Annotated in this window: 11 protein-coding genes, 1 tRNA gene and 1 pseudogene; 5 read left to right on the forward strand and 8 right to left on the reverse strand. The window is 35.9% G+C overall.

Annotated features, from left to right (window positions below):
• The coding region (gene pckA, locus M0Q17_RS08700) for a phosphoenolpyruvate carboxykinase (ATP) (protein ID WP_295085995.1) at window positions 1–1,507 on the reverse strand (1,507 nt) is incomplete at its 3' end.
• Window positions 1,508–1,666: 159 nt separating this feature from the next.
• Between pckA and M0Q17_RS08705 the strand changes: the two genes are divergently transcribed.
• A tRNA-Val gene (locus M0Q17_RS08705) sits at window positions 1,667–1,742 on the forward strand.
• 74 nt (window positions 1,743–1,816) lie between these two features.
• Here the strand turns inward: M0Q17_RS08705 and M0Q17_RS08710 are convergent.
• Complete coding sequence (locus M0Q17_RS08710; protein WP_295085998.1) at window positions 1,817–2,692, reverse strand: GyrI-like domain-containing protein; 876 nt, start codon at window positions 2,690–2,692, stop codon at window positions 1,817–1,819.
• Between the two features lie 128 nt (window positions 2,693–2,820).
• On the opposite strand from M0Q17_RS08710, the gene M0Q17_RS08715 reads away from it, so the two are divergent.
• Both M0Q17_RS08715 and M0Q17_RS08720 read left to right on the forward strand, forming a co-directional pair.
• The gene (locus M0Q17_RS08715) at window positions 2,821–4,272 is read left to right on the forward strand and encodes an acetyl-CoA carboxylase biotin carboxylase subunit (RefSeq protein WP_295085999.1); all 1,452 of its coding nucleotides are present in this window, start codon (window positions 2,821–2,823) and stop codon (window positions 4,270–4,272) included.
• 131 nt (window positions 4,273–4,403) lie between these two features.
• Complete coding sequence (locus M0Q17_RS08720) at window positions 4,404–4,763, forward strand: DUF488 domain-containing protein (protein WP_295086002.1); 360 nt, start codon at window positions 4,404–4,406, stop codon at window positions 4,761–4,763.
• Here M0Q17_RS08720 and M0Q17_RS08725 read toward each other — a convergent pair.
• Window positions 4,753–5,907 (reverse strand): aminoacetone oxidase family FAD-binding enzyme, encoded by a 1,155-nt coding sequence (locus tag M0Q17_RS08725; protein ID WP_295086003.1) that lies wholly within the window; start codon window positions 5,905–5,907, stop codon window positions 4,753–4,755. The two genes, M0Q17_RS08720 and M0Q17_RS08725, sit on opposite strands and share 11 nt — an antisense overlap.
• 62 nt (window positions 5,908–5,969) lie before the next feature.
• Between M0Q17_RS08725 and rimO the strand changes: the two genes are divergently transcribed.
• Window positions 5,970–7,283 (forward strand): 30S ribosomal protein S12 methylthiotransferase RimO, encoded by a 1,314-nt coding sequence (gene rimO, locus M0Q17_RS08730; protein ID WP_295086005.1) that lies wholly within the window; start codon window positions 5,970–5,972, stop codon window positions 7,281–7,283.
• Window positions 7,276–8,277 (forward strand): tRNA lysidine(34) synthetase TilS, encoded by a 1,002-nt coding sequence (tilS, locus tag M0Q17_RS08735; RefSeq protein WP_295086007.1) that lies wholly within the window; start codon window positions 7,276–7,278, stop codon window positions 8,275–8,277. Before rimO ends, tilS begins: the two co-directional genes overlap by 8 nt.
• Here the strand turns inward: tilS and M0Q17_RS08740 are convergent.
• From M0Q17_RS08740 to M0Q17_RS08760, 5 genes and pseudogenes are all read right to left on the reverse strand, one after another.
• On the reverse strand, window positions 8,260–8,796 hold the full coding sequence (locus M0Q17_RS08740) for a hypothetical protein (protein WP_295086009.1): 537 nt from the start codon (window positions 8,794–8,796) through the stop codon (window positions 8,260–8,262). The two genes, tilS and M0Q17_RS08740, sit on opposite strands and share 18 nt — an antisense overlap.
• Window positions 8,786–9,310, reverse strand: a complete 525-nt coding sequence (locus tag M0Q17_RS08745) for a hypothetical protein (protein ID WP_295086011.1) — start codon at window positions 9,308–9,310, stop codon at window positions 8,786–8,788. The genes M0Q17_RS08740 and M0Q17_RS08745 overlap by 11 nt, the downstream gene beginning before the upstream one ends.
• Window positions 9,300–10,313, reverse strand: a complete 1,014-nt coding sequence (locus tag M0Q17_RS08750) for a hypothetical protein (protein ID WP_295086012.1) — start codon at window positions 10,311–10,313, stop codon at window positions 9,300–9,302. Before M0Q17_RS08750 ends, M0Q17_RS08745 begins: the two co-directional genes overlap by 11 nt.
• Entirely contained in the window at window positions 10,310–11,149 is an 840-nt protein-coding gene (locus M0Q17_RS08755) for a tyrosine-type recombinase/integrase (RefSeq protein WP_295086014.1), read from the reverse strand. Before M0Q17_RS08755 ends, M0Q17_RS08750 begins: the two co-directional genes overlap by 4 nt.
• A pseudogene (locus M0Q17_RS08760) lies at window positions 11,127–11,381 on the reverse strand (hypothetical protein); the annotation flags it as partial. The pseudogene M0Q17_RS08760 and the gene M0Q17_RS08755, both read right to left, overlap by 23 nt.

Raw genomic sequence — 11,381 nt, forward strand, 5'->3', positions numbered from 1 at the left:
ACATCTTAGCTAATATATCTCTTGTCTTGTCAAACTCATCTTTATCAGCCCATGCATTACGAGGGTTTAATATCTCAGGGTTTATATCACCGAGAGTCTTTGGAACATGTAATCCAAATGTCTTTATAACATCAAACTTGCTACTCTTGATGCTTCCGTCTAAAATAGCATTGATACATGCACGAGTATCTTTGATGCTCATTCTATGCCCTACACCGTAAGCTCCACCTGTCCAACCTGTGTTTACAAGGTAAACATGTACATCATGTTTGTCTATTTTTTCGCCTAAAAGTTTTGCATAAACCGTTGGATGAAGTGGCAAGAATGCTTCCCCAAAACAAGAGCTAAATGTAGCAACTGGTTCAGTAATACCGCGTTCAGTTCCTGCAACTTTAGCAGTATAACCGCTTAAAAAATAGTACATTGCTTGTTCACGAGTAAGTTTTGAGACGGGAGGGAGAACGCCAAAAGCGTCTGCAGTTAAGAAAATTATGTTTTCAGGGTGTCCTGCAGTTAGAGAAGGTTCGTGATTTTCAATGTGTTCTATCGGGTAAGAGACGCGGGTGTTTTCTGTTTTACTGGCATCTTCGTAATTGACTTCGCCCTCACCGTACATGACGACGTTTTCAAGCAGAGCACCAGGTCTAATGGCGTTGTAAATCTCCGGCTCACTCTTGGCATCAAGATTTATAACCTTGGCGTAACAGCCGCCTTCAAAGTTAAATACACCGTCGTTATCCCAGCCATGCTCATCATCACCTATAAGTCTTCTATGAGGATCTGTAGAGAGCGTAGTTTTCCCCGTTCCACTAAGTCCAAAGAAAAGTGCCGTATCGCCACGTTCTCCGACATTTGCAGAGCAATGCATAGAAAGTTTTCCATCAAGAGGAAGCCAGTAGTTCATCATTGAAAAAATTCCTTTTTTCAACTCTCCCCCATACCATGTTCCACCGATTATTGCTAAATTATTTTCAATATCAAAAAGTACAAAAACTTCTGAATTTAAACCATGCTCTTTCCATTTTTCATTAACTGCTTTACATGCATTTAACACTGTAAATTGCGGCTTAAAAACTTCAAGTTCAGCTTTAGTTGGGCGAATAAACATATTTTTTACAAAGTGAGATTGCCATGCTATCTCAGTTATAAAGCGTATTGATTTTTTTGAAGCTTCACTAGCACCGCTGTAAACGTCTGTTACGTACAAGTCTTTGCCTGAGAGTTGCTCTCTTGAGAGATCTAAAAGTTCATTAAAAATTTCTTCACTTATTTTTTGATTTACATCGCCCCATGCAATATATTGATTTGAGGGATAACGATCTACAAAATATTTGTCTTTTGGACTGCGACCTGTAAATATACCTGTATCTACAGCTGTTGCACCTTTTTTTGTAACTACACTCTCTTTATTTTCTAATTCATGATGAATCAGTTCATCATAACTAAGATTATGATAAATTTTTCCAACGCTCTTTAAACCTATATCTTCTAACTCAGTTAAGTTCATAACTTGCCTTATGGTACTTTTTAATTATGAGTCGAATTATACACTTAATAAACATAAATTAAAAGTAAATTTCTCGTGTCGATTATATTTTAAACAACTTTTTTAATGGGTCAAATAAAAAAATTTACTTTAAGAATTTTTTGCTAAAATTACGCTCTTGCTCGCATAACTCAGTTGGTAGAGTGTTACCTCGACAAGGTAAAAGTCACTGGTTCGAGTCCAGTTGTGAGCACCACTACTTCTTACTACATTAATTCTCATACCAAGTACAATTTTACCTAAAGTTAACTAGCCAATTTTCTTAGCTATTTAGAACTTTATAGATAGATAAAAACTTATATCAAACTCATTGTCATCGGATAGATAGTTGTTTTTTCTGTAAATCACATAAGGTGGTTTTGTAGTGGTTTCATACTCGCTCTTTGGAAGCCATTCATGGTATGCCCACTGCATAAATTTTAGCATATCTCCTTGTTTTGCTACTAAATCAAACTTTGCATAAATCCCGTCAGAAATATTAAACTTTGGCAATCTGTCGCTCTTTACTTTTGCTTTAGCATCTACAGCTATGCAGGCGACATATTGACACTCATCAAGCGGGGTGATAGTCGGGTTATCATGAAAAAGTGCAATATGTCTAAACTCTGTTACATTATTGCTAAAAGCCCATGTTTGAAGCTTTTGCCAAGTTTGTTTTATCTCTGCATTATATCCGCTGTGTCTTATATAGTAGCTCTGTATAAGGGGCATTTTTACAATACTCGGCTCTATATGGTCAAACTTTGCAGTCGATTTTTTGGCTTTTGGCGACTGCTCTATAATTTGCTGCGAATAGCTCTTATATCCGCCTACCCTCCACTCTTTTGGCGTCATCCCAAAGCGCTCTTTAAAAACACGCAAAAATGATGTTTGTGAACTGTAACCACAGATATTTGCCACTTGAGTAATTGTTGAGTACCTATTTGTCAAAAGCAGATTTGAAGCTTTTTGAAGTCTAATGGATTTTATGCTCTCATAGATATTTTTTGAAAATATATCTTTAAACACTCTATGCATATGAAATTTGCTTATCTTTAAATCTTCACTCAGCTCCTGCATCTCTATTTTTGTATCTATATGTGTGTAGATATAGTACATAATATCGTTTGCAATTTGGACTCTTTTTTGAAGTATTTCTTTTTTCATGGTTATTATTGTAGCAAAAATAAAATAGTATTTAAGCAAAAACAGATAGTTTATTGCGCATAGATTGTGAAGAAATAATTTTTAAAAAGCTATAAAATTTCAGCAAAATTATCCGCAAGGTGTAAAAGATGAAAAAAATCTCTAAAATACTAGTTGCAAACAGAGGCGAAATAGCTCTAAGAATCATTAGGGCTTGTAAAGAGTTGGATATAAAAAGTGTGGCGATTTTTTCTGAGGTTGACGTTGAGGGTATTTGGGTAAAAAAAGCAGATGAGTGCTACCCGATAACAGGAGATGCGCTTCAAGCATATCTTGACTATGACAGAATTATAACTTTAGCACTTAAAGCGGGTTGTGACGCTATTCATCCCGGGTATGGATTTTTATCTGAAAATGCGGAGTTTGCACAATCATGTGAAGATAGAGGAGTTATTTTCATAGGTCCAAAACCTGCTCACATTGCACTCTTTGGCGATAAGATGGCTTCAAAAGTCGCTATGAGAGAGATAGGCGTTCCTGTTTTAGAGGGAACTGATGAGCCGATAGTCGATAAAATAGAAGGCGGAAAAATCGCTGCAAAAATTGGTTTTCCCATTATCATCAAAGCGGCATTTGGCGGAGGTGGGCGAGGCATGAGAATAGTAAAGAGTGCAAAACTCTTTGATGAGATGTTTGACTCTGCAACAAACGAGGCTAAAAAGTATTTTGGCAAAGGCGATGTTTTTATTGAAAAATATGTTGAAAATCCAAGACACATTGAAATCCAAATAGTAGCGGACAAATATGGAAATGTTGTGCATTTGGGCGAGAGAGACTGCTCTATCCAGAGAAGACATCAAAAAGTAATCGAAATTGCACCCTCGCCTAGACTGAAGCCCGAAGCAAGAAAAGAGTTATATAGAATCTCTACAAAAGCGATGCTAAAACTAGGCTATGAGAGTGTCGGAACAGTGGAATATCTACTTGATGAGAACGACAACATATACTTTATAGAGATGAACACAAGAGTTCAAGTTGAGCATCCCGTGACTGAAATTATCTCAGGGATTGATATTATCCAGCGAATGATAGAGATTGCAGAGGGCGATAAACTCAAATATCTTCAAGAGGAGATAAATTTCAGAGGCTATGCGATAGAGTTTAGAATAAACGCAGAAAATCCTCAAAACAACTTTATGCCCTCAATAGGCACAATTACAAACTACATAACTCCTGGAGGTCCGGGGGTAAGACTCGACTCAAGCGTTTATACCGGCTACACAATCCCGCCAAATTATGATTCGATGGTAGGAAAACTCATAGTTTGGGCACTTGACTGGGAGGGTGCGGTCAAAAAAGCATCAAGAGCGTTGGATGAGTTTTACATAGACGGCGTTATTACAAACCTCTCACTTCATAGAGAAATCGTAAAAGATGCGGATTTTATTGCAGGAAATCTAAACACTAGCTATCTTGACAAAAAGATGGAACTCTTTAATCTAAAAGCTACAAAATCAATAGCAGACGAAGAGAAAAAGACATCATTTATAGCGAACTTGATAAACAAAATCAAGGAGCATAAACTAACTATAAGACACTAAGTGATTTATAAATAAGAGGTCGGTTTACACAGTTTCTTTTCCAATCTCTCTCTTTTTTATATTTTGTTTGTTACAATTATCAGAGACCTATTTTTCTACAATAAAAGTGAGACATAATTAAGGAGAATGAGATGACTATTTTGATTAAACGCGCTTATGAAACTTCAAAAAAAGATGACGGGTTTAGAATTCTTGTTGATAGAATCTGGCCAAGAGGAGTAACCAAGGAGGCTGCAAATATAGATCTTTGGTTCAAAGATATTTCGCCTAGTACACTTCTAAGAAAATGGTTCTCTCATGACCCTTTAAAATGGGATAAATTTAAAGAGCGTTATATAGAGGAGCTTGATAATAATCCTGAAATAGTAGAAGAGTTTATAAACCTACTACAACAACATAAAAGAGTCACACTCGTCTATGGGGCAAAAGATACAGAGCATTCTCAAGCACCCATACTTAAAGAGTATATGGAAAAGAAACTCAAAGAGTAGCGTCGTTTATACCTTTTGCGCAGACATAGCCGCTGCTAAAAGCCCACTGGAAGTTATACCCGCCAAGTTCTCCCGTTGCATCGACTACTTCGCCTATAAAGTATAAATCTTTTACGTCCAAAACTTCCATGCTGTATGGGTTTAACTCTTCGCTCAAGACTCCGCCACGGCACACTTCGGCTTTACTAAAACCGAAATTTCCAGCAGGTGCAAACTCATAGTTATGTATCTTTTGTAACTTTTGCTTCATATCTGAAGAGATTTTTTTACACTCCACATCTTCTAGATCCAAAGCTTCCAAAAGAGCTTTTGAGAGTCTTTTTGGAAGTGGAATTACGGAACTTAGAAGTTTTTTACTCCCTTTTATAAGCTTTAAAATATCGTTATCTGGTAAAAAATCTATCGCTATGTTTCCCTTTTGCCAATAAAGGGATGCAGACAAAACAGCTGGTCCGCTTATGCCTTTGTGTGCAAAAAGAAGCTCCTCTTTTAAAACTCTCTCGCCAACTTTTATACTCACAAAGCAGCTAAGTCCGCTAAGCTCCTTCATCCAAAACTGCTCTTTTTGAAGACTAAGCCCCACAAGAGCAGGAGTAAACTCTTTTGTCTTTATGTTAAAACTCTTTGCGATTTCGAGTCCAATATCGCTTGCACCGAGATTTTTATAACTTTTACCGCCCGTTGCAACAACTACTCTTTTAGCTCTTAAGAGTTCGGTTTGGGTTTTTATCTCAAAGATATTACCCTCTTTTTTTACCCACAAAATATCGTTATTTAAGTGCATATCCACATGTTTGGTAGCTTTCTTTAAAATCTTAATAATCTCCTCGGATGACTCCTTGCAGAAGTAGTAACGATTTTTACGAATTACTGGCTCAACGCCATTTGCATGAAGATAATTAAGCAAATCATCTCTTGAGAAACTCTCAAACACATTAAATATAAACTCTTTGTCGCCGTCGTAATTATCTCTACTTAAGTGCACGTTTGTTATGTTGCATTTTCCGCCACCGGATATCTTTAGTTTTTGGGCTATTTTGCTATTGCCCTCCACCAGAGCAACACTAAGTCTTCTTTTTAAATTTGAAGCGCACATAAGTCCGCTGGCACCAGCTCCAAGTATTAAAACATCATATATTTTCATGACAAAATTATACTTTATGCCTCCTTTAGTTATAATACGAAAAATATTTAAAAGTGGAATTAATGGGCAATAAACTTCATATCGTATCTCTTGGATGCACAAAAAACCTAGTTGACACTGAAGTTATGATGGGTAAACTTCAAAATTTTGAACTCACTGATAATCAAGGTGAAGCAGATGTAATCATTGTAAATACATGCGGTTTCATTGATGCGGCAAAACAAGAATCTATAAACACGGTTTTAAATCTTCATAACGCGCGAAAAGAGGACTCTGTTTTGGTTATGGCAGGATGCTTAAGCGAGAGATATAAATCTGAACTGGCTAAAGATATGCCCGAAGTTGACATCTTTACCGGAGTCGGCGATTATGACAAAATTGATGAACTTTTGATTGAGAAAAAAAGCAGATTCTCTGAAGCGGTATATCTTATTGACGGTGCCGAGCGTGTTGTAACGGGATCAACCTATCATGCCTACATAAAACTCTCAGAAGGGTGTAACCAGATGTGCAGTTTCTGCGCTATTCCGTCATTTAAAGGGAAGTTAAACTCCAGAAGCCTAGACTCAATTGCAAAAGAGGTTGAAGGACTTGTTGCTAAAGGGTATTATGACTTCTCTTTTGTCTCACAAGACAGCAGCTCCTTTTTGAGAGATCACAACATCAAAGATGGGCTTAGTTTGCTGATACAGAGGATAGAGCTTATCGAAGGTGTAAAAAGTGCAAGAATTCTTTACCTGTATCCCTCAACTACAACTATTTCACTTTTAAAAAACATAGCAAAAAGCAAGATTTTTCATAACTATTTTGATATGCCAATTCAGCATATAAACGATGAGATGTTGCGCATCATGAAAAGAGGATTTGGCAAGAGCCAAACACTTGAACTACTAGAGTACATGAAGTCGCTTCCAGAGTCGTTTTTGCGCACAAGCTTCATTGTCGGTCATCCAAGAGAGACGCAGGAGATGTTTGAGGAGATGTGTGAGTTTGCATCTACGTTCGGCTTTGACCGTATCAATGTCTTTGCATACTCCGATGAAGAGACTACACCCGCACATGAGATGAGCGAGAAAATACCTGCAAAAACCATCAACAAAAGAGCCGAGATTTTAGGCAAGATTGCTTCAGAAGCTATGGAAAAATCACTCAAGAGCAGAATTGGCAAAAATGTTGAAATAATCATAGATGCTGAGAGTGACGAGCATGAGTATCTCCTAAGTGCAAAGGAGCTTATCTGGGCACCTGAAATTGACGGCGAAATTTACGTAAATGATAGAACTGTAGATGAAGAGCTTGAGTTTACTAAAATATACAGAGCCAAAATCACGGGCATGGTCGGCAATATTTTAACTGCTACCGTAGAGAATGCTTGAAAACAAAATACTCCTAAAACTAAAAGATAAAAAAAATCTCTTAGCCTTCTCCGGCGGGGCGGACTCTACCGCTCTGTTTTTTCTCCTTTTAAAAAACGACATCCCTTTTGATATTGCAATAGTAGATTATGGCATCAGGAAACAGAGTAAGCAAGAGGTAGAGTATGCAAGAGAGTTATCCAAAGAGCATCACCTCACGTGCCACGTCTTAAATGCTTTAAAGTTTGAGAATAACTTTGAGGCAAAAGCCAGAGAGATTAGATACAAATTTTTTGAGGAGCTAATCACTAAACATGGGTATGAAAATCTTCTCACGGCGCATCATCTCGGAGACAGATTTGAATGGATGCTTATGCAGTTTTGCAAAGGTGCTGGATGTGCTGAAATAGCAGGTATGCAGAGTATTGATAAGAGAAATTTTTACACTCTCGTGCGCCCTCTTCTTCATCTGGATAAAAAAGAGCTTTTAGCCTACCTTCATGCGAATGAAAAAATATACTTTGAAGATGAAAGCAATCTTGATGAGGATATCAAAAGAAATGCATTTAGACACAACTACTCTTTGCCTCTTTTAGAAAAATATCTAAGTGGAATCAAAAAAAGTTTCGCATATATAGATGAAGATAGAGCGGAACTTATTGAAGAGATAGAACTAAAGAGTATTGGCAGTTTTGCATACTTTAAAAGCTCACAGAATCAAAGGGCGGATATCTTTATGATTGACAAATATCTCAAGTCAAAACTTTATATGTTGAGTGCAAGCGAGAGAGAAGTTTTAAAAAATAACTCTATTGCTATTGTGGGAAGACGTTTTATTGTAAATCAAGAAAGGGATTTAGTTTTTATCCTGCCTTATGAAAAAGAGATGCCTAAGATGGATAAAAAGTTTAAAGATGTCTGCAGAATTTTAAAAATCAACCCCAAACTACGACCCTATCTCTATAAAAATTCTGATGCTTTTTTAAAGATAAAAGAGCTACTCAGTAGCGTTTGACTCTTTGTTATTATAGACCTTCATAGTAAAAGATGAGCTAATCATCTCCCCGTCTCTTTTGAAGTTTATAGGAAAATTTACCGCTATAATCCAGTCGCTTTTGTTCACGGCATCTAGGAAGTTGTAAAAACTTTTCGGCGAGCTAATCTCGGAGGTAGTGTTTACTTCATATACGCTAAATCCCTCTTCCTCCTCAGCTTTATTCATTTTTATAATACTAAGGGAGCTAAAAAATAATTTGTGCTGTTTCTCAAATCTTTGAGCATTAAACTCAGTTCCAAATGCTTTTATAACATGTAAATTATCGCTTTGAAGTTTTTGAAGTATAACCTCTTTTTCAATAGAAAAATTGCTCAGCTGTTTTAGCCCAATATTCTCTTTTTTTAATTCAACCCTTTTTACTCTGTACTCTTTACCGTTAGGAATCAAAACGGCAAATGAAAATACCAAAACAAACACAAGTAAAAACATAGTCATCACGAGCAGATAGATATTTTGTCTTGAGAAATTAATTTTCACTACTTAACTCCTCCTCATCTATATAGTTGGTAGATACAAATCTTAGCCAGCCATTATCAGCCGGATAAAAGCTACTGTAAGTTCTATGAAATATTGATCTAAGCGGTGCTTGGAGCATAAAATTGTAAACATCTTTATTTGGTGTAATGCCATAAAGGATAAGTCCATTTTGCATTATTTTTGCCTCTGAGAGTGTTATTCTACTTGGAACTAAATCAAATAGATTATTTATGCTATCTTTTAAAACACTGTTTTTTGTAAAAATTTTCTCCGCTAAGAGGCTCTGTTTCTGTGCAACTGCAATCTGCTTGTTAATTTTTGAAATATTTATACTAAGCTGATTTTTCTGTTCTTTAATATCTTGCATCTCCTGCGTAAATCTATAATCTCTAAAAAGTAAAAAAGCATACGTACTAAAAAGCATAAAGATAGTAACACCAAAGAAAGTAAAAAGCAGCTGTATATCTTTTGTAAAGATAGTTTTTGCTCTAGGCTTTATGTAACTATATCTCATTTACCTCTGCCTTTGCCATCTCACATAGAACAACGCCTAAATCTATTTTTCTAACATATACATTTAAGAACATCTCCTCCTCAAGATAACTCTTTAAATCTGAACTTACCCGTGCTCCATCAGCTATATAAATAGTCTCTATAAATTGGCTCTCATATTTTGGATCTTTATAAAAAGTCTTAAGAGCACTCTGTATTAATGAAAATCTTTGATAATCCTCATTAAAACCCTCAGTTGAGATATCTACCTCATGTTCTATATTCTCGTGAATTTCTTGTATCTCAGAAAATTCATCCATACTGTTATCGCTATCTAAATCTTCAATGTCTGCAAAATCATCAAAACTAACAACGTCATCCTCTATACTCATATCTTCTAAGTCGATGCCATCGATACCGAGTGAAGTATCATCTTCATACTCAAGTGATGAATCTATCAGCATCTCCTCATCATCTTTATGATGCTGCATATCTAGATATTCCCCGTACAGTAACCTAGATTTGTCAAAAATGCTAAAAGAGATATAGCTGTCTTCAACCAAAACGAACATTGCTAATGTACTGCCTATTTTATCTTTAAAAAAAGTTGCCATTAACGCAAAGGGGGAGAAAATAAAATCAAGTCCAATACTTCTGTACTCATGTTTTATAGCCTCTAAATCATACTCTGAAGTGTAGTAAGCCCAATGCTCTGAGAAACATATATATTCAGAAGAGTTAATATCGCAATATTTTCCCATTTCACTAACCGTGCAGGTAGGAATTGCCCCCTGATTTGACGACTTGTCTAAAATTGATACATAATAAAAAGGGGTTTGTTTAAAAAATGCACGAATAAAATCTTGCATTTTCGAGTTTATCGAAGTAGTTTCAAAAACTTTATGTGTACTCTGCAACACCTCATTTCTGGAGCACTCCTCTACATACACTACTGTCTGCGAATTTTCAACAATAATATTTATAAAAACTTTTGTATATAAAGTTTCTAAAAACTTGCCAATCATAATTCATCAACTCCGCAAAGCGGATGTGCTAAATTGTAGTTTTCTTGTTTCAATGCACTGCCCAATTTTGTATATATTTGTGTAGTCGCCATAGATGAGTGTCCTAACAACTCGCTAACGTCAGCTATTGGAGCCCTGCCGTTTAAAAGACCCGATGCGTAAGAGTGCCTGAGTTGATGAGGCGTGACTTTTAATCCTACCCTGCTAAAGACATTTATAACTATATATCTTAGACTGTTTTGGCTTAATTTTTCGCCATTTTTCTCAAAAACAAACTTTTTTTGTACCGATATATCTAAATACTCATCTAACAACTCTTTTGTATTTGCCAAAAGTGGAATATCTCTTTGTTTATTACCTTTTCCTATAACTCTTACCCATTTATTGGAGATGTTATCTATAGTTAAAGATGTCAATTCAGAGATTCTAAGACCAAGAGTGTAAAGGAGCGTTACAACAAGTTTCTCCTTTAATCCACAGAGCGACAACGCTTCAACTATATGCTCATGCGATATCGGTTTTGGCAAAGTTTTTGCAACTTTAATGCTATCGTCTGCTTTTAAAATAACTCTCATGCCGTTATCATTTAGATACTCGGCAAAAGAGCGGATTGCACTTAGTTTTTTACTGATTGTTTTTGGATTAAGCGAGGAGATTTTTATGCGATATGACATAAGGTTTAAAAGAGTATGTTTATCCTCTTGAATTATCTCAATATATAAAAATGCCTCCCTCAAAGATTCATCATAACTTTTAATAGTCAAGTCAGAGTAGCCTCTTATCTCCTCAAGATAGAGCAGAAACTCTCTCTTTTTAGCTTCGATTGATTTTTTCAAGTAGCTTCTCAAATTTTTTATGATACTCAGCTGAGAGCTTTATAAGTTCATTATCTGTAATAACACTTGGTGCTAATTTAACATAAGCACTAAGCATAATCTCACAAATCATTTTTATTTTTGCTTTATCTGCATCAGAGATGCTTTCGTGAAGCGCAATTTCGTCTATGATTTTCATATATTTTTTTGCATCATCAATGTATGAAACATATTTTAAAGATGTTTGCGACTG

Origin of the sequence: Sulfurimonas sp. (assembly GCF_023229105.1) — a bacterium.
Lineage (GTDB): Bacteria > Campylobacterota > Campylobacteria > Campylobacterales > Sulfurimonadaceae > Sulfurimonas.

Bases quoted from the DNA above. Each gene is read 5' to 3' on its own strand.
- tilS (WP_295086007.1), top strand. From the start codon at position 7,276: ATGCTTGAAAACAAAATACTCCTAAAACTAAAAGATAAAAAAAATCTC.
- M0Q17_RS08745 (WP_295086011.1), bottom strand. From the start codon at position 9,310: ATGAGATATAGTTACATAAAGCCTAGAGCAAAAACTATCTTTACAAAA.
- M0Q17_RS08720 (WP_295086002.1), top strand. From the start codon at position 4,404: ATGACTATTTTGATTAAACGCGCTTATGAAACTTCAAAAAAAGATGAC.
- M0Q17_RS08710 (WP_295085998.1), bottom strand. From the start codon at position 2,692: ATGAAAAAAGAAATACTTCAAAAAAGAGTCCAAATTGCAAACGATATT.
- M0Q17_RS08750 (WP_295086012.1), bottom strand. From the start codon at position 10,313: ATGATTGGCAAGTTTTTAGAAACTTTATATACAAAAGTTTTTATAAAT.
- M0Q17_RS08725 (WP_295086003.1), bottom strand. From the start codon at position 5,907: ATGAAAATATATGATGTTTTAATACTTGGAGCTGGTGCCAGCGGACTT.
- rimO (WP_295086005.1), top strand. From the start codon at position 5,970: ATGGGCAATAAACTTCATATCGTATCTCTTGGATGCACAAAAAACCTA.
- M0Q17_RS08715 (WP_295085999.1), top strand. From the start codon at position 2,821: ATGAAAAAAATCTCTAAAATACTAGTTGCAAACAGAGGCGAAATAGCT.